At 32.8% G+C, this 20,926-nt stretch carries 24 protein-coding genes and 2 tRNA genes; 14 read left to right on the forward strand and 12 right to left on the reverse strand.

Features of this window, described 5'->3' with window-relative positions:
* Window positions 1–7: 7 nt before the first annotated feature.
* The 3 genes from hemF (at window position 8) to BIY23_RS01370 (ending at window position 2,548) form a co-directional block, all read left to right on the forward strand.
* Complete coding sequence (hemF, locus tag BIY23_RS01360; RefSeq protein WP_070064763.1) at window positions 8–844, forward strand: oxygen-dependent coproporphyrinogen oxidase; 837 nt, start codon at window positions 8–10, stop codon at window positions 842–844.
* 42 nt (window positions 845–886) lie between these two features.
* Window positions 887–958 (forward strand) — tRNA-Glu (locus tag BIY23_RS01365).
* 120 nt (window positions 959–1,078) lie between these two features.
* Window positions 1,079–2,548, forward strand: a complete 1,470-nt coding sequence (locus tag BIY23_RS01370; protein ID WP_148115198.1) for a hypothetical protein — start codon at window positions 1,079–1,081, stop codon at window positions 2,546–2,548.
* Here BIY23_RS01370 and lipA read toward each other — a convergent pair.
* The 4 genes from lipA to BIY23_RS01390 all read right to left on the reverse strand — a co-directional run bounded on the left by lipA (window position 2,538) and on the right by BIY23_RS01390 (window position 5,474).
* Window positions 2,538–3,410: a lipoyl synthase gene (lipA, locus tag BIY23_RS01375; protein WP_070064765.1), complete on the reverse strand. Its 873-nt coding sequence runs from the start codon at window positions 3,408–3,410 to the stop codon at window positions 2,538–2,540. The genes BIY23_RS01370 and lipA overlap by 11 nt on opposite strands.
* Window positions 3,400–3,693 (reverse strand): 50S ribosomal protein L28, encoded by a 294-nt coding sequence (gene rpmB / locus BIY23_RS01380; RefSeq protein WP_070064766.1) that lies wholly within the window; start codon window positions 3,691–3,693, stop codon window positions 3,400–3,402. The genes lipA and rpmB overlap by 11 nt, the downstream gene beginning before the upstream one ends.
* Before the next feature lie 74 nt (window positions 3,694–3,767).
* Window positions 3,768–4,883: a saccharopine dehydrogenase NADP-binding domain-containing protein gene (locus BIY23_RS01385; protein ID WP_070064767.1), complete on the reverse strand. Its 1,116-nt coding sequence runs from the start codon at window positions 4,881–4,883 to the stop codon at window positions 3,768–3,770.
* A gap of 6 nt (window positions 4,884–4,889) precedes the next feature.
* A complete protein-coding gene (locus tag BIY23_RS01390) occupies window positions 4,890–5,474 on the reverse strand; it encodes a DUF4166 domain-containing protein (RefSeq protein ID WP_070064768.1) in 585 nt (194 codons plus the stop codon).
* 372 nt (window positions 5,475–5,846) lie between these two features.
* On the opposite strand from BIY23_RS01390, the gene BIY23_RS05190 reads away from it, so the two are divergent.
* From BIY23_RS05190 to gatA, 4 genes are all read left to right on the forward strand, one after another.
* Entirely contained in the window at window positions 5,847–6,014 is a 168-nt protein-coding gene (locus BIY23_RS05190; RefSeq protein ID WP_186820127.1) for a hypothetical protein, read from the forward strand.
* Window positions 6,015–6,021: 7 nt separating this feature from the next.
* The gene (locus BIY23_RS01395; RefSeq protein WP_070064769.1) at window positions 6,022–6,237 is read left to right on the forward strand and encodes a hypothetical protein; all 216 of its coding nucleotides are present in this window, start codon (window positions 6,022–6,024) and stop codon (window positions 6,235–6,237) included.
* Entirely contained in the window at window positions 6,200–6,682 is a 483-nt protein-coding gene (locus BIY23_RS01400; RefSeq protein WP_070064770.1) for a hypothetical protein, read from the forward strand. The genes BIY23_RS01395 and BIY23_RS01400 overlap by 38 nt, the downstream gene beginning before the upstream one ends.
* A gap of 182 nt (window positions 6,683–6,864) precedes the next feature.
* Window positions 6,865–8,379, forward strand: coding sequence for an Asp-tRNA(Asn)/Glu-tRNA(Gln) amidotransferase subunit GatA (gene gatA, locus BIY23_RS01405; RefSeq protein ID WP_070064771.1), 1,515 nt, complete (start codon window positions 6,865–6,867; stop codon window positions 8,377–8,379).
* A 250-nt stretch (window positions 8,380–8,629) separates the two neighbouring features.
* On the opposite strand, the gene BIY23_RS01410 is transcribed toward gatA, so the two are convergent.
* From BIY23_RS01410 to BIY23_RS01425, 4 genes are read right to left on the reverse strand one after another with little or no spacing between them, the layout of a single operon-like run.
* Window positions 8,630–9,148, reverse strand: a complete 519-nt coding sequence (locus BIY23_RS01410) for a 5-formyltetrahydrofolate cyclo-ligase (protein WP_070064772.1) — start codon at window positions 9,146–9,148, stop codon at window positions 8,630–8,632.
* The gene (locus BIY23_RS01415) at window positions 9,127–9,720 is read right to left on the reverse strand and encodes a ferredoxin reductase domain-containing protein (protein WP_070064773.1); all 594 of its coding nucleotides are present in this window, start codon (window positions 9,718–9,720) and stop codon (window positions 9,127–9,129) included. Before BIY23_RS01415 ends, BIY23_RS01410 begins: the two co-directional genes overlap by 22 nt.
* Window positions 9,720–10,178 (reverse strand): outer membrane lipid asymmetry maintenance protein MlaD, encoded by a 459-nt coding sequence (mlaD, locus tag BIY23_RS01420; protein ID WP_070064774.1) that lies wholly within the window; start codon window positions 10,176–10,178, stop codon window positions 9,720–9,722. Before mlaD ends, BIY23_RS01415 begins: the two co-directional genes overlap by 1 nt.
* Window positions 10,179–10,180: 2 nt before the next feature.
* A complete protein-coding gene (locus BIY23_RS01425; protein ID WP_070064775.1) occupies window positions 10,181–10,432 on the reverse strand; it encodes an NADH-ubiquinone oxidoreductase subunit NDUFA12 family protein in 252 nt (83 codons plus the stop codon).
* Between the two features lie 47 nt (window positions 10,433–10,479).
* On the opposite strand from BIY23_RS01425, the gene BIY23_RS01430 reads away from it, so the two are divergent.
* Complete coding sequence (locus BIY23_RS01430) at window positions 10,480–11,859, forward strand: proton-conducting transporter transmembrane domain-containing protein (protein ID WP_070064776.1); 1,380 nt, start codon at window positions 10,480–10,482, stop codon at window positions 11,857–11,859.
* On the opposite strand, the gene pdhA is transcribed toward BIY23_RS01430, so the two are convergent.
* On the reverse strand, window positions 11,836–12,807 hold the full coding sequence (gene pdhA / locus BIY23_RS01435; RefSeq protein ID WP_070064777.1) for a pyruvate dehydrogenase (acetyl-transferring) E1 component subunit alpha: 972 nt from the start codon (window positions 12,805–12,807) through the stop codon (window positions 11,836–11,838). The genes BIY23_RS01430 and pdhA overlap by 24 nt on opposite strands.
* Before the next feature lie 52 nt (window positions 12,808–12,859).
* On the opposite strand from pdhA, the gene hemJ reads away from it, so the two are divergent.
* From hemJ to BIY23_RS01450, 3 genes are all read left to right on the forward strand, one after another.
* A complete protein-coding gene (gene hemJ / locus BIY23_RS01440; RefSeq protein WP_070064778.1) occupies window positions 12,860–13,297 on the forward strand; it encodes a protoporphyrinogen oxidase HemJ in 438 nt (145 codons plus the stop codon).
* Window positions 13,298–13,341: 44 nt separating this feature from the next.
* Window positions 13,342–13,414: transfer RNA gene (locus BIY23_RS01445), tRNA-Val, on the forward strand.
* 26 nt (window positions 13,415–13,440) lie between these two features.
* Window positions 13,441–14,286: a cation diffusion facilitator family transporter gene (locus tag BIY23_RS01450; protein ID WP_070064779.1), complete on the forward strand. Its 846-nt coding sequence runs from the start codon at window positions 13,441–13,443 to the stop codon at window positions 14,284–14,286.
* Window positions 14,287–14,388: 102 nt separating this feature from the next.
* Here the strand turns inward: BIY23_RS01450 and rsmH are convergent, their stop codons facing one another.
* The gene (gene rsmH, locus BIY23_RS01455; protein ID WP_070064780.1) at window positions 14,389–15,267 is read right to left on the reverse strand and encodes a 16S rRNA (cytosine(1402)-N(4))-methyltransferase RsmH; all 879 of its coding nucleotides are present in this window, start codon (window positions 15,265–15,267) and stop codon (window positions 14,389–14,391) included.
* Between the two features lie 19 nt (window positions 15,268–15,286).
* On the reverse strand, window positions 15,287–16,264 hold the full coding sequence (locus BIY23_RS01460) for a quinone oxidoreductase family protein (RefSeq protein ID WP_070064781.1): 978 nt from the start codon (window positions 16,262–16,264) through the stop codon (window positions 15,287–15,289).
* A gap of 137 nt (window positions 16,265–16,401) precedes the next feature.
* Here BIY23_RS01460 and BIY23_RS01465 point away from each other — a divergent pair, with 137 nt between their 5' ends.
* Both BIY23_RS01465 and BIY23_RS01470 read left to right on the forward strand, forming a co-directional pair.
* Window positions 16,402–17,853, forward strand: a complete 1,452-nt coding sequence (locus BIY23_RS01465) for a peptide MFS transporter (RefSeq protein WP_070064855.1) — start codon at window positions 16,402–16,404, stop codon at window positions 17,851–17,853.
* Window positions 17,853–18,875 (forward strand): quinone-dependent dihydroorotate dehydrogenase, encoded by a 1,023-nt coding sequence (locus tag BIY23_RS01470; RefSeq protein WP_070064854.1) that lies wholly within the window; start codon window positions 17,853–17,855, stop codon window positions 18,873–18,875. Before BIY23_RS01465 ends, BIY23_RS01470 begins: the two co-directional genes overlap by 1 nt.
* Window positions 18,876–19,019: 144 nt before the next feature.
* Here BIY23_RS01470 and BIY23_RS01475 read toward each other — a convergent pair whose 3' ends face one another.
* A complete protein-coding gene (locus BIY23_RS01475) occupies window positions 19,020–20,039 on the reverse strand; it encodes an extracellular solute-binding protein (RefSeq protein ID WP_070064782.1) in 1,020 nt (339 codons plus the stop codon).
* 107 nt (window positions 20,040–20,146) lie between these two features.
* Here BIY23_RS01475 and ubiE point away from each other — a divergent pair, with 107 nt between their 5' ends.
* The gene (ubiE, locus tag BIY23_RS01480) at window positions 20,147–20,845 is read left to right on the forward strand and encodes a bifunctional demethylmenaquinone methyltransferase/2-methoxy-6-polyprenyl-1,4-benzoquinol methylase UbiE (RefSeq protein ID WP_070064856.1); all 699 of its coding nucleotides are present in this window, start codon (window positions 20,147–20,149) and stop codon (window positions 20,843–20,845) included.
* The last annotated feature ends 81 nt before the right edge of the window (window positions 20,846–20,926 follow it).

Here is a 20,926-nt window from a genome sequence, read left to right on the forward strand (position 1 = left end):
AGAGCGTATGGAAAAAGCAACAGACACACAGAAAAAATTAGCTGTTGAGTGGTTCTACACATTAAGGGATAAAGTGAGAGAATCTTTTGTGTTACTTGAGAAACAATTTGCTAAAGAACCAAAAGTTAACAAAAGAATATGGAAACGCATAGATGGTGGGGGAGGTGAGTCTACTATTATTTATGGAGATGTATTTGAAAAAGTAGGGATCAATGTTTCTGAGGTATATGGAAAGTTTTCAGATTCGGTAATAAATGAGATTCCTGGTGCAAATGAAAGTAATGGAAAATTTTGGGCAGGTGGTATATCTATTGTGTCTCATATGCAATCACCTCTTATTCCTGCAGCACATATGAACACACGATTGATATACACTTCAAAGCAATGGTTTGGTGGTGGTATAGATTTTACACCGATGTATTATGATGAAGCTGATTATCAGTATATACATAATACACTTAAGACAGCATGTGATAAATTTAATCCTGAATATTATATAAAATTTAAACACCAATGTGATGACTATTTTTTCTTACCACATAGGCAAGAATCACGTGGTATAGGTGGTATTTTTTATGATAATCTTAACTCAGGAGATTGGCATGATGATTTTAATTTTACAAAAGCTGTTGGTGAAACATTTTTAGAAATTTTTTTACATATTATAAAAAGACATATTAATGAACCTTGGACAGAAGCACAGCGTGAACATCAATTAATAAGACGTGGAAGATATGTGGAATTTAATCTCTTGTACGATCGTGGTACTAGATTTGGCTTGATAACTAATGGTAATCCAGATGCAATTATGATGTCAATGCCGCCTTTAGTTAAATGGATTTAAAGTGATTGAATTTGGTTGGGAAGTTATGTATAGTTTGTTGTTGACTCTTTCGTCTAGTGGTTAGGACACCACCCTTTCACGGTGGTAACACGGGTTCGAATCCCGTAAGAGTCACTTTTTGGTGTAGCTTTTATACTTTATTCAGTAATTAAATTGCTTGACAGCTATTATCTGCGTCTTTATCATTACATTAAAAAATTATTAATTTATGTTAAGCAAATGGTAGGTGTAGGTATGGTTAATTCAAAATTAAAATGTTCTATTGTTGTGTTGACGCTGTTCGCATCTAGTGTTGCTGTTGGCATATACTCTTCCGGTCTTGGTCCAGTGTTTGCTGTCTGTGCAGTAGTTGTGATTATGTCAGCACTATACTTATTAATAAAGAGTCAGTCATCATCAGCAGAGATTTTGACTAGCACCTCTATTGTTCTTCCTTCAGCACCTCCACCGCCTCCTGCTAGTTTTGGCAACAAAACAAATGTTACACAAGATTATGGTGGTGTAAAGCGTCAGTCATCATCTAAACAAAAAGATGATACAGTAAGCAATTTGAGATCAGATCATCCAAACCATCCTAATGGTGGTACTGCTGCTAAGAACGACAAGAAAGTGCCAGAGGGGTTAAAAAATGGTAGCATCTCTACTGTTCTTTCTCCAGCACTTACATTACACGAAGTACTACAGGAAGCACTGAAGAAAAGACGATTGCAGATGGAAGATGATTCAGAGTGGGAATCTAAATATGAATCTGAAAAATCAAGCCCGGGCATTGTGGCACAGAGTCATGCTACAGAACAACCTATTAAGAATGCTCCAAGTAATAAGGTTAATTGTGTGCAACCACCTCCAGCACCTCCACTGCCTCCTGCTAATTGGAACGCAAAAACAAATTTTAAACAAAATAATGGTGATATAAAGGGTCAGTTATCATCTCAACAAAAAGATGAAGTAAACAATTTGGAATTAGATCTAAACCATCATAATGGTGGCGCTGCTGCTAAGAACGATAAGAAAGTGCCAGATGAGTTGTTTGAGCGAATAAAAAAAATAAAAAATGGTGAAATTAAGCTTAAACCAGTTAATAAAAATATTAACCATAACAAAACTTTAGGTAGTAGCAAACCTTGGATGGATAGTCTGAGTAATAGAATACATTTCGAGAAGTCCAGTGCAAGTGATGATGGTTTACCAGAGGATAGAGATGAATGGGGAGATGACGATGTTAGAACATCTCAATTACCAGGTGAAAGTTCTAGAGCAGATATTACTAATAATGATACTTCTCTTCTAAAGAAAGGCCATAATAAGCTTAGTAACAATGTATCAAATAGTAATAATGTATCACCACAGAAGATTATTTATAAGGGAATCCAAGAAGACGCAAGTAGTAGCGGTGCTTCTTATCCTGAATGTGAATCTGAAAAACCAAGCCCGGGCATTGGGACACATAATAATGAAACAGCAGGGGATACTTTACAAAAAAGAAGGAGCAGTGCTTCTTCTGGATATGAATCATCTTGTGAAGGGTCAAGAATCCATGATATTATGGTACAGAGTCATGATACAGAACAACATATTGAGAATGCTCCAAGTAGTAATATTGATTGTGTGCAACCTTACGATTCTAGTAGCGGAGTAAAACCTCTTAGGGAATTTTTTGAAAAATTGTCTCAAAAAAATATGCTGGTTAAGGTTAGACATTAGCATAAGATGCTTTCAACTTATTAAAGTCTTCTTCTGCATGATATGATGATCTAGTGAGTGGGCTAGATGCCACTACTAGGAATCCTTTGGAATAGGCTATATATTTATAGTGGTCAAACTCTTCTGGTGTGACGTATCTATCTAGTTTTGCATGTTTTGCAGTTGGTTGTAAGTATTGACCAATAGTAATGAAATCAACTTCAGCGCTGCGTAAGTCATCCATGACCTGAAATACTTCTTCTTTTGTCTCTCCAAGTCCAACCATTAGTCCTGATTTTGTAAAGATGGCAGGATTAATTTGCTTAACTGTTTTTAACAGATATAAAGAATGAAAATAACGTGCACGAGGCCTAATTTTTATGTATAACCTAGGCACTGTTTCAATATTGTGATTATAGACATCAGGTAAAGCGTTAGCTATTGCTTCAAATGCTCCATCTTTATTTAAGAAATCTGGTGTTAAAACTTCTATGGTTGTATTTTGATTAATCTTTCTAATTTCTTTTATACATTTTATGAATTGTGATGCACCACCATCTGGTAAATCATCACGATCAACGGAAGTAATCACAACATGATTTAGATTGAGCCTCTTTATAGCCTTAGCAAGATTTTCCGGCTCATGAGGATCTAATTTTTCAGGAACCCCTGTTGCCACGTTGCAAAATGCACATGCACGAGTACAAACAGAACCCAGTATCATTACAGTTGCATGGCGTTTATTCCAACACTCACCTATATTTGGGCAGGCTGCTTCTTCGCATACTGTATGCAAATTATATAACTTAACAGTATTTAAAGTTTCTTCAAATACTTTACCACTTGGAGCTCTGACCTTTAACCATTGAGGTTTACCCTGCATTTTTTGCTAAGGTTTTTTTTAACTCTCTTTTTATTTTTTGAGCTTTTTCACTTAATTTTATTGTCCTTGTATTCAATAAAAAAGCATCGAGATCACCTTTGTAATCTATAGTTCTCAAGGTTCTTGCTGCTATGCGCAATCTAAATTTTTTATTTAATATATGACTATATAATGTAACTTTATGTAAATTTAGGCAGAAAGTACGCTTGGTCTTGCGATTTGAATGCGATACTTTATTACCAACAGCCTTTCTTCTGTTTGTTAATTCGCAAATCCTACTCACTTTTATATACCAGATTGTCTCATAATCTCAGGTTACACCGTACAATGAAAAAGTCAATACTTCTTTCTTGATATTTATCTACTACAGAATTCATACTGTTTAATTGCAAATCCACTTAATTCTTGCATATATTCTTCTAATGTGATCAGCCCAATACAAGCCATAGCACCATACTCTTTTATACTACCAGATAGCAGTTTCTTGGTAATGACTACTGCTGGTATACACGGAATCTGAGGACCATCACCTTCCTTGGCAATAATAAACCACTCTACTTTTTTTATATTGTTGTTATTATCTTTACCTTTAATTAGCATATGCATTCCTCCATGTGTTGTACCAAATACGCTAAACACATTACTAATACGTAATAAAAATTTAGAATATTTAGTAAGTCGAATTGGGATGCCAAGTCTGATTAACCATGATATGACCCACATGCCAAGATGTAGTATGTTACTTTCTGTGCCAGCAGAAAATTGTATATGTTGTAGACCGTAATGTTGAGGTAATAAATCAAGATCTGGTATATTACAATTAGCCATCCAACGTTTACCAATGTCAGGGTACTGTTGACGATATATATCTTGCCAACCGTAACACTGCTTTCCTGTATTAACAGGATAAGGTTCTAGTGGCTTGCCTAAATAAGAAAGAACAGACTCAACTGTTGCAATGCCACGTTCTGTTTTGTCTCCTGGACTAATACCAAAGATTAAAGATTCTATTTTAGCAAATCTATCTTTGTAGTGTTCTAGCACTGCAGAAGACAATCCTGGTACAGTACTTGCACCACTTACTATTAATACATTGTTTTTTTCTGCATGGGCATTTAATGCATGAATACCTTTTACAAACTTTCTATCATCTGATAAATCTATGTAATGTATTCTATGTTTTATACATATTTCTGCCACTAAATAGTCGGCATTTTGAAATGGACCACAAGTATTAATTACGATAACAGGTTTTAGCTTGAGTAATTTTCTGCTTAAATCTTTATCAATATTCAATAATGCGCTGCTTATTAAAGCTTTGGGATATTCTGAGGTTATTGTATTTTGAAACTTCTCTAATTTTTCTTTATTGCGTCCTGCAATAATAATACTGATACCTGCTTTTGCAAGTAAGACAGATATTTTTTTGCCGAAATTACCATAACCTCCAAGTATTAATACCTTCCGATCCATTTTTATTTATTCTCTAATAATAAAGTTACCATCGTAACCGTAGATTTTACCAAATAACCTGTGCCTAATTTCAAAGTACATTCTAAATTCGTTGTCCGATATTGCTTCTTCTTCCGCATAACCTTTACCTATCAATAGATTTAAAGGTAAGGGAACTAGAATACCAAGTAGTTTCCATACATATCCCTTATGCTGTAATACTACTTTCTTTCCATTGTAGAAGCAGCGCATGCGCCATCCTATACCGAAATTCATAAATTCTATAACATCATCTCCTTTTATACGGACCATTTTTGAATAAAAAAGATATGGCTTTCTACCGTTAAAGAAAAATGTGCGATTAAAGTATACTACATCAGAATCTGGTTTACTTAATAAGCTGACACTAACTGGCACGTTTTTACCCTGATGTGGTACCAGTACATTAAATAATTTTAATAACGGCTTAAGAATATATATCAGCCAAGAACAATGCACATCGAGATTACCATCAACTATTACCAGATCATCGCTGTAAGCACGATTTGCATAACGCTTTTTTAGGACTTTAGGTAGATCTTCCCACTTTTTATCAAAAACACTAACAAACATTTATCTAACCTTGATATACACTTTAAAGGTGCAGTAAGGGTGCTTGTCAACGGCACCCTAGTAAACCCTCTAGCCTCACACCTGATCCTATTGAGGATCTAACAGTAAAAACCATCTAATAAATAACTTATAGATGTTATTCTTACTCATAGTTGTTTATGCTTAACCAGAATTGATTAAATTATTATTAATATAACCAGGCTCAAACTTTTAGCTAGAAACTATGCAATCAATTTTGACGACACATTTTCGTGATGGCACAGCCTAGATATTATTTGATTTTGTCTGAGATTATCTATAAAAATTGCTTGATATTAAAAAATTAATTAGATTATATTAATATAAGTATATTAATGGCATAGCGAGGTATTTATGTCTAATAGTTTTAATGTAGGTAATAGCGCGTCTTTTCGTGACTTAATTGATACTTCCAGGGATGGTGATGTAAAAACAATCAAAGCTATACTACAGGAAGGCACAATAGATATTAAGGTTAATAATTTTTATGAGGTTTTAATATGCATTCATAAACAACTATAATAACTCATTGTGTCATGCTCTTTATGATGAATTTGGTAATGTACGTGGTAATTTAGATGATTTTAAAAATATTATTAAATCATATTCTGAGTCTGTGGTTTATCAGTTTGCCAATGATGAAATGAATAATATAATACAAAAATTTGGAGATTTATCTCCAAATTTAGAAAGTCTGAATGCGTTGAATGAATTATTTAATTGCGGAGCAAATATCAATAAATAATGATTTTAATAATGTAGTAAATGTGATAAGAGGTAGTGCGTTAAGCCAAAAAATTAAAAAGCTCATTAATTATATTAATTCTTGTAAAAATGAAGATGAAAAATCACTAGAACAGTTAAAAACAAATGCTAATCCTATTTTAAATGAGATCAACAATGACATTGTAAATCTGACACAGAACACTGCAGAGCAATGTCTTGTGCAAGCAGTTAATATGATCCTACAGAACTTCGATGTATTGTTGTCTGATGCATATTTATATAATAGATATGTAAATCTTCAAAATAATGCAAGTGATGTGCGAAGTAATCAATCAAATTCTGCTAAACAAAGCGTAAGCAGTAGAAGCACTATGCTCATCGCATTTCTATCGTCTTTAGTAATAGGTATAATAGCAGCAGTAGTATTAGAAAGTATGGGCAACAGGTTACAGCAGCGGTTGTAACTGTTTCTATTGTTGTACTTTCTATTTCTAAGGGACCTGAACGTACTTTAGATATGCCTGTAGCTGCAGCAGCTACGTGTGAACAGAGAGTTTTTAGGTTTAATGCTTTAGTCTGGCTATAAAGAGCTGGATTTTCCATTTGATTGTCGCTACAATTAATCTTTTGAAACGTTAAATAATTGATGCATGAGTTACGCAAGTTAAGTATTCAGCAAATGCATGAAGGTCTAAAGAAAAGAGAATTTTCTATTGTTGAACTTATAAAAGCACATGTAGATGCGGTTGCAGATGAAAAATTAAATGCGTTCATAACTAAAACACCTGACTTAGCTCTAGAAATTGCTAAAATTGCAGATAAAAGATTTTCTCAAATGGATGACTTATCCTTAATGATGGGTATACCAGTTGGAGTTAAAGATTTATTTTGTACTAAAGGGATACGCACAACAGCAGCATCAAAAATGCTTCAAGATTTTGTTCCAACTTATGACTCTACTGTATTTAATATGCTTTCAAATAGTGGAGCTATCATGCTGGGTAAGCTTAATATGGATGAGTTCGCTATGGGTTCTGCCAATACAAATAGTTATTTTGGTCCTGTTGAAAATGTGTGGATAAGGAACGATGGAGCAAAAGTTGTGCCTGGAGGCTCATCTGGTGGTTCTGCAGCAGCAGTAGCTGGATTTTTATGTGCTGGTGCGTTGGGAAGTGATACTGGAGGGTCTGTACGTCAGCCATCTGCTTATTGTGGAGTAATAGGTATAAAACCAACTTATGGTAGATGCTCGCGTTTTGGTATGATTGCGTTTGCTAGTTCTTTAGATCAGGCTGGTGTTATTACACGTTCTGTTTATGATGCAGCATTAATGCTTGAAGCTATATGTGGCTACGATGCAAAAGATTCCACAACTAGCAATAGACTTGTGCCAAAATTTTCTAGTTTTATTACTAACGATATAAAGGGTAAATGTATTGGCATACCAAAAGAGTATAATATGGATGGCATCTCAGAAGAAATGGTATACCACTGGGAGAGAGTTGCTACTTGTTTAAAAGATAATGGTGCTGAAGTTGTTGAAATTAGCTTGCCGCATACTAAATATGCAATACCTGTTTATTACTTAATTTGTTCTGCAGAGGCATCCTCTAATCTTGCGCGTTATGATGGCGTGCGTTATGGGTTACGTATTGACACTGATACTCTTGAAGATATGTATGAATTAACGAGAGCAGAAGGATTTGGTAAAGAAGTTAAAAGAAGAATTTTAATGGGTGCTTATGCACTTTCTTCAGGTCATTATAATGAGTATTATGAAAAAGCACAGTGTGCTCGGGCTTTAATTCGCAGTGATTTTGTAAAAGCATTTGAAAAAATAGATTATATACTTACGCTCTCTGCTCCTACAGAAGCATTTGGTTTAAATGAAAAACCTGATCCATTAATGATGTCTATAAATGATGTCTTTACTGTTCCAGCAAGCTTAGCAGGGTTACCTGCTATTTCTGTCCCTGTTGCACTTTCTAGTACAGGATTACCGCTTGCTTTACAAGTAATTGGAAATTATTATGATGAAGCTGGAGTCTTAAATATTGCAAGTGTTATAGAACAAAGCTGTGGTAAAATAATTGAATATAAGACAAGCAAATGTATAGCCCTTTCCTCAATAGCCGAAGATAATAATAAAATGTGTATTTAGGAGGGTTAGTGCCAGCAGCATATAGTAAGGAAGAAGGCAAAAGAAGCTTTATATGAAGGAGAAAGTAAAGAGATGGTAGCACATAGGTTTAAATAGGAAAAACTACTTTTTCTGATCTATTCGAACTATTATGAAATGTGCTATAATACAACGTGATATGTGTTGCCAGAGAATGAGCACGGCTTTATCCACTTTAGTGGAGGTTTGCCATTTATTTAGGTATATCCATAATTAGCTTGCTATGATTCATTTACTTTATTTTTTTGGTACAAACTCTGAAACACTTTTCAGTAATAATAATATCTAATTGCTTGTCATGTGTTTCAGTAGGTATATACCTACTGAATTGCGCTTCATATGCTACACCTATAAATAATTTTGAGAGCTTCTCTATTACTCTATCATACCAACCACTACCAAAACCTAATCTATTGCAACAGTTATCAAATGCAACAATAGGAACTATGATTGTATCAGGTACGATTATTGTTTTATCTACTTTATTCCATTCTTTAAATTCTAATAATCTATTTTGATCAGGAATAGCTATTGTATAGCCTAAATTAAGTAGATGATGCATTAGCGGTATCACATTTATTTCACCATCAATAGGTACATAAGCAGCAACTATCTTACCCTGAATATAATTCAAAATTTGATTAAATGCATTGATTAATAACTCCGCGGCATGATTACAATCTATAATATTTCTTCTAACATCTCTATAATATTCTCTTATTTCATATTTTAAACGCTGTGTAGTATCCACTTTGCAGTTAATTTTTCCTGTAAACTATTTTGCTTTAAACGCACACTTAAAAAATCAAAATCTGTAGATTTCATATCCTGATCTTGATTACTGCAACTATAAGTAAAACTTTCTTTTCCCATTATTACATGTCGTTGTATACATCGTGCACAGATTCCCTTCATCATGCATTGCATAGGGGAATTGATAGATGATATTGCTTCATGATTTGATTGTAAATATGGCCTTAAAACTGTTTTTCTTGCCTCATTTACAGCTTTCATCATTTTATCAGATCCAATAACAATAATTTTATCAATAGAATCTAGCTGCTGCCTATAATAGACCATCGCATCAACTATATTGCCTTGAAAAGCATAGTCCTGCATTCTTGCTGTTTCAATTAGCCCTTCCTCGCATGCCCATACTACTACATTGCATGCACTTTCTATCAAAGTACGTTTGAACAGATCATTCAACTTTTTATAGCCCGTGAAATATAAAACTTTATTACCTTTTGCAAGAGCTGCTTTACCAATTGAAAACAGTACTGCATTTCCCACTCCACCACCAACTAGCATTATATTTTTCATCAGCTTCTTGAAAATAGACCGAAAATTTTATCTATAATCCCTCCAATATTTGCTTCAGACTGAGTATGTTGTAATCTACCACCATCAGCAAGTAATTTGGTATCCGCTCCAGGTGTAATGGTAATAAACTTATTACCCATCACGCCATTACTAGTAATAGTAGCAGCACTATCAATTGACAACTTGATATCCCTATTTATGCACATATCAATACGTGCAACATAAGTATCTTTATCAAGTGTTACACCAGTTACCCTTCCAATTTTGACTCCAGAAATCTTTATACTATCCCCTGGATCTATGCCGTTAGCATCAGAAAAGAGACCATATATGCTATAACAATTCTCATGACTTTTCTCTATACGGTATAATTTATTACAAACAAAAGTGAACAAAAAAATAGTAAAAATTAAGACGAATATTCCAGCAACTGTTTCAAGTAGATTAGACCTTCTCATATTTAATTATCAGGACTCCAGCTTTCATAATAATTTTTATTTTTTATAGTACCAGCAGCATGTTTTACATGTATCTTTTTACTAGAAACAGGTAATGTATCATCACTATAATGAAGCCACATATGCCAATTTGGTTGCACTGTTGTAGGATCAGGAGTTTTATTATACATTACCCACCTTTTTCCTGTGGATGATTCATAATAAGAATTCCCATTTTCATCTTTACCTACTAATCTGTATTTATGAAATAACATTGTGATTAATAAAAAGCATTATATATACTAATACTTTAACAGTGAATATGCAATTACCAATTTTACAAGTTATCATACCAATTATTGCGGCAATCTGCTGCTTTCTTACTAAAAAACACAAAATATCTTGGCTTATTTCTCTTATAACAACAATCACTACTTTAACGATATCATTTCTTCTATTGATTAAAACATATAATGGTACAGTCATTACTTATAATGTGGGAGATTGGGTTCCACCACATGGAATAGAATTAAGAATAGATTTACTTAATTCTTTGATAATAACTTTAGTAAATTTTATCGCTCTAATGAGCGTGTTATATGGGTTTCACGTTAATGAAAAAGAAATTAGTCAAAACAAAATCACTGGCTTCTACTCATTGTTTTTACTATGTTTAAGTGGGCTATTAGGAATTTTAGTTACAAATGACATATTTAATCTGTACGTTTTCCTAGAAATTACTTCTCTATCTGCCTACGTACTTGTTTCAATGGGAAAAGATAAAGAAGCATTGGTAGCAGCATTTGAGTATTTAATCAGTGGAACTATAGGTGCAACATTTTATCTATTTGGAATTGGTTTATTATACTCAATGACTGGCACTTTAAATATGCAAGATTTAGCTGATAGAATACAGCCAAATCAAATCGTACATCTTGGTCTAGCTTTCATTTTTGTTGGTTTAGCAGTTAAAATGGCATTATTTCCGTTAAGTAATTGGATGGTCAATGCATACAGTCATGCACCGACTTTTGTGAGCGTATTTTTTTCAGGTACAGTTACTAAAGTGATGATATATGTATTTATCAGAATTTTTTCTATCTATAATCCTTCTACATTCAATAATGTTGCAATGATTCTTGCACTTGCTGCAATTCTTTATGGTTCGGTATATGCAATTATTATTAATGATATCAAAAGATTGTTAGCTTATTCTAGCATTAGCCAAATTGGCTATATAGTATTAGCTTTAAGTTTAAATGCAAAAGTTGCAGCAATACTGCATATGCTGAACCACAGCATAATAAAGTCATCATTATTTATGGCTGTTGGGTGCATTACATACCAGTCTCATACAATAGAAAACCTAAGAAAATCAATGCCACATGTAGCACTAGCATTTACCATATTGAGTTTAGCATTAATTGGAATTCCACTGACAGGAAGTTTTGTAAGCAAGTGGTATATAATACAAGCAGCAATAGAATCTAATGCATGGATTGCACTCATGGTATGTGCAGTAGGATCATTTATTACATTGATATATGTGTTAAAGATTATAGAAAAAATGTATTTTAGTAATGCAAATACTCACAGCACTAGGGTGCCATTAAATATGCTTTCATGTTTATTATTTATGACAGGTTTAACTTTAATTACTGGTATAATCTTTTTTAAATTATTTATAAATATCACTATATAGCTCATTAATTTCTGGTTCGTTGCTACTTCTTGCAAAATTCTCTGATTCCTTAACTAGGCTACGTATCTCTTTATCAAAAATTTTGCATTCCTCTTCTAAAGCAATTTTATTGTCAATTATATGTTTCTTTATAGCATCTATTGGGTCATAATGTTGCTTCATATTATCAACCTCTTCTTTTGATCGATAATTCCCAGGATCTGACATTGAATGACCCCTATACCTATACGTTTTCATTTCGAGAAGTATGGGACCATTACCGCTACGACAATATTCAGCTGCTTCACGAGTAACATCGTACACAGAGAAGAAGTTCATACCATTAACTTGCTTTCCAGTAATACCAAAGCTTTCTCCCCTTTTATACAGATCGGTTACTAGAGTTGACCTCTGTACAGAGGTTCCCATAGCATATCCGTTATTTTCTATAATATAGATCACGGGTAATTTCCACAAAGATGCCATGTTAAATGACTCATATACCTGCCCTTGATTTATGGCACCATCGCCAAGATATGTGAATACAATATTGTTTTTTTCTTTATATTTATTGGCAAATGCTATTCCAGTACCAATTGGAACTTGTGCACCAACTATTCCATGTCCACCAAAAAACTTTCTTTTGATATCAAATATATGCATAGAACCACCTTTACCTTTTGAGCATCCTGTTGCTTTACCAGCAAGCTCTGCCATTACAATATTTGGGTCAGCATTACATGCAAGCATTAACCCGTGATCTCTATAACTTGTGATAAATGTATCATCTCGTTGTGATGCTGCGTAAGTACCGACAACGACAGCTTCTTGTCCTATAGAAAGATGACAGAATCCTCCTATTAATCCCATACCATATAACTGACCAGCTTTTTCTTCAAATCTACGTATCAGTAGCATTTTTTTGTAAAATCCAATTATCTCATCTTTCGTAAAATTCCCTGATTTCATGTTGATATTTTCTATTAAATAAACTAATATACTACCAGAAATTTAAAATATCATGTACTACTATCATTGGATTGAGGCTTTTCATGTGATTTCTGTTATCATGTGGATGGCAGGTATGCTCTATCTACCAAGGCTATATGTATATCATACAACTGTAAAGCCAGGTTCAGAAAGTGATTTTTTACTACAAACAATGGAAGAGAGACTTTTAAAATATATCGTAAATCCTGCCATGTGTTTTTCATTAGGTCTGGGGATAACACTGATGGTAAAAAAAGGAGCATACTATTATGTGTGGTTTCACATAAAAATATTAGCAATACTCTTAATGTTGATTATCCACATGCTATGTGCCAAACATAGAAAAGATTTTGGTGCAGGTTTAAACAAAAGAACTGATCTTTACTTCCGCATCTTAAATGAAACTGTAACAGCATTGATAATAGTAATAGTAATTATGGTTATTGTAAAACCTTGCTTTAAGTTTTAAAATTGACTTTTGTATTGCTACATCACTATACTATGTGCCACGATGGGTAATTAGCTCAGTTGGTAGAGCACTTGCTTGACGTGCAAGCGGTCGCTGGTTCGAATCCAGTGTTACCCACGTTGATTTATGATAGAAGTTTTTATATGGAAAGGCGCTTAATTTATTCTGTAATAATAATTGCTATAACTATGCTACTAGAAATAATGGCTGGAATTGTATCACACTCATTAGCGTTGTTATCAGATGCAGGTCACATGTTTACTGATCTTTGTACCCTGATTTTAAGTTGGTTAGCGCAGAAATTTTCAACAAAAAGATCTGATTTACACAGATCATATGGATATCACAGATTAAAGATATTAGCAGCGCTAATTAATGGCTTAACTCTCTTTTTAATAGCAGTAATCATTATTATTGAATCAATAAAAAGATTTATTTTTCCAGTGGATATAAAATGGAACATAATGCTTGAAGTTGCTATACTTGGCTTAATTTCCAATATAATAGTTTTCCTAATTTTACATAAAAAATATGAAAATAATATAAATATAAAGAGTGCTATATTACATGTCATAGGGGATATATTAGGCTCAATAGCTGCAACACTTGCATCTATTATTATAATGTTTACTGGATGGCAGGTTGCTGATCCAATATTATCTATATTTGTTAGTATAATAATTCTAAGTAGCAGTTATAAGATCATAAAAAATTCTTGCCATATTCTCCTTGAAGGTACCCCTGAAGAAATATCAATAGAAGAAATTAAAAGCACAATTATGTCAGAGTTTCCTGAAGTTATAAATATACACCGCATACATGTATGGTCATTATCTGATAATTATTGCGTAATCACTGTGCATATTAAGGTAAGTAAGCATAGTAATGAAATTTTACACGGTATAAAAAATGTATTATTAGAAAAGTTTAAGATTGCACATTCTACTATTGAAATTGAATGTGTAGTCAATACAGCTTTAGGTTCTTAGGTTATTTTGTGTACAAAATTTTAGCAAATAGAGGGCACAAGATTTCAAAAAGTGCGAACTCTGTGATTGAGAAAATATTTCTAAAATGCTAAAAAAATGTCTTCACAGTACTCTTTCTATAGCTCTTAATTTTGCTGAACGTGAGCGTGGATTCTCATTTACCTCTTGCTCGCTTACTTTAATTACCTTTTTACTTAAAAGGGAAAATTTTTTAGGGAAAATAGACTCAGAATCTTGAAAGAATCTTTTCACTATACGATCCTCTAAAGAGTGAAAGGATATAATAATTAGTCTACCGCCTTTATTTAATAATTCAAATGCAGCTTTTATACCTTTTTCTAATTCACCTAATTCATCATTTACCCATATTCTTATCGCTTGAAATGTTCTAGTTGCCGGATCAATTTTACTTTTTCCACGGAATACTACAGAACGAATAATTTCTGCTAATTCAAATGTAGTATTGATATGCTTTTTTTGTCGTGCACTTACTATTGCTCTAGCAATTCTGCGAGAATGGCGTTCTCCACTATAATCATATATAATATTCGCAATTTCTTTTTCATATAACTGATTTACGAAAGTTGAAGCATTAATATGAGAAAATTTATCCATTCTCATATCAAGTGGTCCATTATACATAAATGAAAAACCACGCTCTCCTTGGTCTATTTGCATAGAGGAAACTCCTAAATCAAATACTATTCCATCTACATCTTTAATATCAAGGTAGTTTTTCATATTGCTAAATTTATCAATAAACAATTCCACCTTACCTTGATATTCAGTACTTAGTTTATTATAAAATTCGATGACAGTTTCATCTCTATCAATTGCATATATTTTACAGTCAGCTGAATCCAATATTGCTTTACTATATCCCCCAGATCCGAATGTAGCATCTACATATATACCTCCATTTTTTGGTGATAATAGTGATAGCATTTCTCTTAGTAAAACTGGTATATGTATTTTATTCATGCTAAATTTTTAAGTATGTCTATGAAACTTTAATTATATTCAAACCGCTTACTGCTCTATTTTCTATATCATGATGTGCTTGGATAATTTCATCAAATTTATACTTTTTGTTAATACGTACAATTAACCGCTTTTTCCTTAACATCTCAAAAATTTCCATTGCTGTAAGTACTAATGTTAATCTATCACGTTTATAATGATATATAGACGTACCTGTGGCAAATAGTGAACGTGAGCTGAGCAAAGAAAAACTGATAGGTGCTATACCAGATATTTGTCCATAAGAAATATATACACCAAATATACATAAAGATTCAAAAGAGATTTTCTTAGTATCATAACCTATTGGGTCATACACTGCACCTACACCTTTCCCTTTTGTAATTTCCATAATCTCTGAAATGGCATCGTTATTATTGTAATTTATTACATGTGTACACCCATTTTGTAATGCTGTATTTATCTGATTATCTGAGTTAATAGAACCTATAACTGTACCTTTTTTCTCTTGTGCCCACTGACATATTATCTGTCCTAATCCACCATTTGCACCATGTACCAGTACAAAAGCACCAGGTTTTATTTTGTAAGAGTGATTTACTAAGTAATGTGCTGTCATACCTTTAAACAGCACAGCAGCAGCAATTTCATCTTGTACATTGTCTGGAATCTTAAACAAATACTTTTGATGTATAACGCGCTTTTCACAATATGCCCCAGGAGGAGCTGTACAATACCCAACTCTATCTCCAGCTTTTAGGCCTTCATTTACTTTATTACCAACTTTTTCTACAATTCCTACTGCTTCCATTCCAAGTACTGCTGGTAAGTTCTTAAGCTTACGTATGCCATTTCTATGTTCAACATCATAACGATTTAAGCCAATTACTGTATGACGTATTAATACCTCTTCATCTTGTGGATTACATACATCTCTATTTATATATTCTAGTACATCTGGTCCTCCTGTTTTTCTAATTTGTATAACTTTGATCATAATAAATTGATAAATAAACTTTATAATGTAAATGTATAGAATAATGTGGATTCAGTCTACTCGCTTTTATTTGCATTGTCAGCAAGTCTAATTTAGTGTAGAATGACTGTTCTTTGAAAAATTCTGGTATGGCTTTTATGGATAAAATAGTGAAATTTCCTAAGTTTTTGGTGCTACTTCTTTTTGTTGAAGTGTGGGAACGTTTCAGCTATTACGGAATGCGTGCTCTTTTAGTACTTTTTTTAACTTCCAGTTTAGGTTACTCAGATCCAAAAGCTTATGCTATCTATTCATTGTTTGCAGCAATCTGTTACATGGGACCTGTAGTAGGTGGTCTGATTGCTGATAAACTAACAGGATTTCGTAATATGGTAGTACTTGGTGGTACTACCATAGTTATTGGCCATTTGTGTATGGTGTTAGTAGAATTAGATCATGAATTAATTTATCTAGGGTTAGGATTGATTGCTATAGGTAATGGGATGTTTAAAGGCAATATAACTAACTTATTAGGTTCATGTTACAAGAAAAGTGAAGATCAAGAACGGAGCAGAGGTTTTACCTTATTCTACGTCAGTGTAAATGTAGGATCATCTGTTGCTGCTATTCTATGCGCCTATGTAGCCCATTTATATGGCTGGCATTATGGTTTTAGTATAGCTGGGTGTGGTATGGTCTTAGGTTTGATTATTTTTATTAAATTTCAATATTTGTTGGGAGATAGTGGAATTTCTCCACGGCCAGATCTAATGAGTAAAAAAATACTAGGAATAAATGTTCCTGCTATATTGCTGGTAAGTAATTTATTTTCTGCTTCTATAGTTGCTAAAATGCTTAAATCAAGTGAATTTTTTGCTAACGTAACTGCTTTTTTTGGATTTCTAGTGTTGGGAGTATTTATTTATGTAATACTAAAATTACCTAGATTACAGAGAAAAGGATTATTTGCACTATTAGTAATGATTTTGTTTCAAATGTGTTTTTTTGCCCTAGAAATGCAACTTGGGTCGTTAATTAACTTATTCGCCCAAAGAAACGTTGTAAACAAAGTGTTTGGTATAATAATTCCGTCTGCTGTGTCTCAGTCAATAAATCCAATTTTCATAATAATATTTGGCACCTTACTTGGAACATATAGTAAATTTAGTAAAGATCATTCCACCATCAAATTTGGTCTGGGCATTTTGACTATGCCTATATGTTTCTTTATCCTATATATAGGGTGTTTAAATGCAAATATGGAAGGAAAAGTAAGTTATATATATTTAATAACTTCTATTGCATTGATGGGACTAGGAGAGTTATTTATAGCACCACTAGTGCAAGAACAAGCAACCATACTTGCTCCAAAGCACATTAGAGGTTTAGTAATGGGCATAATCATGTTATCTTTGGCGTTTTCTAATCTAGGAGGCATTATAATATCAAAATTTATGTCTGTAAGTAAAGATGCAGAGTCTCTAGAGATATATAGAGAGGGATTTTTAAAGATAGCAATATTTAATCTAGCATTATTTGTTTTTTTTCTACCTTGTTATACATTTATCAACAGAATTATAAAAAAGAGAAATCAATCAGAAGATCTATAATGCTGTACTATTTATTATTTTTATTACCGCCTGAAGTTGCTCATTCTTTGGTAATTATGATATTAAGAAAATTGCCTGCTTATACTAAACCTATAGAACTACCAGAGTCTTTAAGTACAAATTTTTTTGGCAATAAAATAAAAAGTCCTATAGGTCTAGCAGCTGGTTTTGATAAAAACGCAGAGATTATTCAGTCTATAAGTGCTACTGGATTTGGATTTATTGAAGCAGGTACAGTTACTCTCAACCCACAATATGGAAATAAAAAACCTAGGATATTTAGATTAATAAAAGACAAAGGAATAATCAACAGGTTAGGATTTAATAATAAAGGAATAGACTATTTTCTTGAACAAATAAGTAATATTAAATCAGGTGATTGTGTTTTTGGCATTAATATAGGAAGAAATAGTGAATCAAGAAACCAGATTGATGATTATATTAATTTAATAAAAAAAGTACGTGGTAAAAGCAACTACATAGTATTAAATATCTCATCACCTAATACACACAATTTACGTAAACTACATAACAAACAAGAATTATCACAGTTATTAACAGAAATTCATGGTTCAATTGATAAAACAGAGCCAATAATGTTAAAGATATCACCAGATATAAACCAACAGACAAAAGAAGATATTGCTGAACTTGTTATAGAATGTAAAATTGACGGATTAATTGTAAGTAATACTACTACAAGTAGAGAGAATGTAAATTCTTATCAGAATGAACCCGGAGGATTAAGTGGCAAGCCATTATTTAAGCTTTCTACCGAATTATTACGTGATATGTACAAACTTACTTCAGGCAAGATCTTTTTAATAGGATGTGGAGGCGTTTCAAGCGGTACTACTGCGTATGAAAAGATAAAAGCAGGTGCTTCGTTAGTACAGTTATATACTGCCTTGATATATCATGGACCTAAAATTGTAAACAAAATTAATCTGGAGCTTGCAGAATTAATAAGCAGAGATGGCTTCACTAACATTAGTGAAGCCATCGGTTGCGAAGCTAGATAGAGCTACTTTAATTCCTAATGCAACCTCATCTACTATATCATCTGATAAATAAACTTACTGTATCAAACTTCTTAAACTTGCAGGAAAGCTCTGTGTTCAGATGAAAGGAGAAAGAAGACCAGCATCCCCTTTTTTCCTCAGAATTTACCGCCACTTACACTCATCAGCTATCATTACAGCTTTCAGTAAATGTTTTTCAAGCTCCTTAAGTGGCAAATCACTTTGAACGTAATTACCCCAAGATTTCAAGATATCAGATACTTCCACATCTTTAACTATAGGATACTCATGATTTTCCTTGGCATATAACTCTTGCGCTTCTTTGCTCACTAGAAATTCTAACAATAATATAGCATTTTCTCTATTCTTTGCATTCTTTACCACTGCAGCACCACTAATATTTACCATTGCACCTTTATCCTTTTGATTAGGAAAAAAAATGCCTAATTTTTCCATGCTTTTTTTATTTTTTGCAAGCATTCTTGCAAAATAATAACTATTTACTATCGCAATTCCACCTTCACCAGCAGCAGCAGCATCAATCTGATCAGTATCTCCACTACTAGGTTTTCTTGCCATATTATTGACAATCCCAGTTACCCACTTTTTTGTTTTTTCAAAACCATGATTTGCAATCATAAACGCAATTAACGATCGGTTATATGGACTTATTGAAGAACTTACTAATATTTTGCCTTTCCATTTTGGATTTGCTAAATCTTCATAAGTAGTTAAATGATTAGGGTTTATAAGATCTTTATTGTAAACAAGAATTCTGGTTCTTTTTGTAAGCCCAAACCAGTAATCTTCATTATCTCTAAATTGCTCTGGTATAGAGTCTTTTAAAATTTTTGAGTCCACCTTAGACAACAGACCTCTACTTTCTGCCAAAATCAGATTCACTGCATCGGCAGTCAAAAACAGATCCGCATCCCCACCGTTTTCTATTCTAGAAAGCAATTGCGAGTCATCACCTGTAATATAACGTACTTTTATATCAGTCTTATTGGTAAAGTCTGCAAATAATGCACGTACTAATTCTTCTTTACGTGCTGAGTAAACGTTGACTACTTTTTGATTGTCAGCTTTATTATGTTGGTATAGATAAGCAACAATTATTGCTATAACTATTACTAAAGCTGTCAGTATAAAAGATTTTTTCATACATTTATGTGTTTACTACGAGCTAGTATTTAAATGTAAAATTGTTAAACATGCAAGAGTTTTTTCATGCACTTGTTTTTATTCTACAATATAATTTAATATATTCTATGAGTATAAAAAATAAAATTCAAGAAATCTTCGATTCTGTTGCAAGCCACTATGATATTATGAACGACCTAATGAGTCTAGGAATGCACAGGGTATGGAAAAACACAATGGTAAATAGCATACGTTTTACAAAAAATGCTAAGGTCCTAGATATTGCTGGTGGCACTGGGGACATAGCAGAAAGAATCGCTAGAATAGAACCAAGCAGTAAGATCACAGTATGTGATATTAATCAAAATATGCTTAATTATGGACGTGATAAAGTAATCAATGCTAATCAGCTCAAGCTCAAATGGGTATGTGCAGATGCGGAACATTTACCATTTAGAGACTCGGTATTTGATTATTGTACTATAGCTTTTGGTATCCGTAATATTGCAGATCGCAAGAAAGCTTTAACTGAAATCTATAGAGTGCTCAAACCTGCAGGACAATTTACTTGCTTGGAATTTGCACCTATGCATTATCAACATAAAGCATTTATTACATTGTATGACTTATATTCATTTAAAGTTATTCCAGAAATTGGTAATATAATTGCAAAAGATAGAAGTGCTTACGAATATCTAGTCAGCAGTATAAGAAAATTTCCTATACAAATTGATTTTAAAAAGGAAATTGAAAATGCAGGTTTTATAAATGTTAGATTTAATAACATGAGTTATGGAATAGTAGCATTATATTATGGTAAAAAATGAGAATTAATTGTTGGTCTAGATTATTACGCCTATTTTTGACAATCAGTTAGCAGAAGAGTGTGATTTGATTATGTGTTAAGT

Origin of the sequence: Wolbachia pipientis, assembly GCF_001752665.1 — a bacterium.
In the GTDB taxonomy this organism is placed as follows: domain Bacteria; phylum Pseudomonadota; class Alphaproteobacteria; order Rickettsiales; family Anaplasmataceae; genus Wolbachia; species Wolbachia pipientis_A.

Bases quoted from the DNA above. Each gene is read 5' to 3' on its own strand.
- BIY23_RS01390 (WP_070064768.1), bottom strand. From the start codon at position 5,474: ATGTTTGTTAGTGTTTTTGATAAAAAGTGGGAAGATCTACCTAAAGTC.
- pdhA (WP_070064777.1), bottom strand. From the start codon at position 12,807: ATGAAATCAGGGAATTTTACGAAAGATGAGATAATTGGATTTTACAAA.
- BIY23_RS01450 (WP_070064779.1), top strand. From the start codon at position 13,441: ATGGAAAGGCGCTTAATTTATTCTGTAATAATAATTGCTATAACTATG.
- BIY23_RS01475 (WP_070064782.1), bottom strand. From the start codon at position 20,039: ATGAAAAAATCTTTTATACTGACAGCTTTAGTAATAGTTATAGCAATA.
- mlaD (WP_070064774.1), bottom strand. From the start codon at position 10,178: ATGAGAAGGTCTAATCTACTTGAAACAGTTGCTGGAATATTCGTCTTA.
- rsmH (WP_070064780.1), bottom strand. From the start codon at position 15,267: ATGAATAAAATACATATACCAGTTTTACTAAGAGAAATGCTATCACTA.
- lipA (WP_070064765.1), bottom strand. From the start codon at position 3,410: ATGCAGGGTAAACCTCAATGGTTAAAGGTCAGAGCTCCAAGTGGTAAA.
- BIY23_RS01415 (WP_070064773.1), bottom strand. From the start codon at position 9,720: ATGAAAAATATAATGCTAGTTGGTGGTGGAGTGGGAAATGCAGTACTG.
- BIY23_RS01400 (WP_070064770.1), top strand. From the start codon at position 6,200: ATGAATTATTTAATTGCGGAGCAAATATCAATAAATAATGATTTTAAT.
- gatA (WP_070064771.1), top strand. From the start codon at position 6,865: ATGCATGAGTTACGCAAGTTAAGTATTCAGCAAATGCATGAAGGTCTA.
- hemJ (WP_070064778.1), top strand. From the start codon at position 12,860: ATGTACTACTATCATTGGATTGAGGCTTTTCATGTGATTTCTGTTATC.
- ubiE (WP_070064856.1), top strand. From the start codon at position 20,147: ATGAGTATAAAAAATAAAATTCAAGAAATCTTCGATTCTGTTGCAAGC.
- BIY23_RS01465 (WP_070064855.1), top strand. From the start codon at position 16,402: ATGGATAAAATAGTGAAATTTCCTAAGTTTTTGGTGCTACTTCTTTTT.
- BIY23_RS01460 (WP_070064781.1), bottom strand. From the start codon at position 16,264: ATGATCAAAGTTATACAAATTAGAAAAACAGGAGGACCAGATGTACTA.
- BIY23_RS01425 (WP_070064775.1), bottom strand. From the start codon at position 10,432: ATGTTATTTCATAAATACAGATTAGTAGGTAAAGATGAAAATGGGAAT.
- BIY23_RS01370 (WP_148115198.1), top strand. From the start codon at position 1,079: ATGGTTAATTCAAAATTAAAATGTTCTATTGTTGTGTTGACGCTGTTC.
- BIY23_RS05190 (WP_186820127.1), top strand. From the start codon at position 5,847: ATGTCTAATAGTTTTAATGTAGGTAATAGCGCGTCTTTTCGTGACTTA.
- BIY23_RS01430 (WP_070064776.1), top strand. From the start codon at position 10,480: ATGCAATTACCAATTTTACAAGTTATCATACCAATTATTGCGGCAATC.
- BIY23_RS01385 (WP_070064767.1), bottom strand. From the start codon at position 4,883: ATGGATCGGAAGGTATTAATACTTGGAGGTTATGGTAATTTCGGCAAA.
- BIY23_RS01470 (WP_070064854.1), top strand. From the start codon at position 17,853: ATGCTGTACTATTTATTATTTTTATTACCGCCTGAAGTTGCTCATTCT.
- hemF (WP_070064763.1), top strand. From the start codon at position 8: ATGGAAAAAGCAACAGACACACAGAAAAAATTAGCTGTTGAGTGGTTC.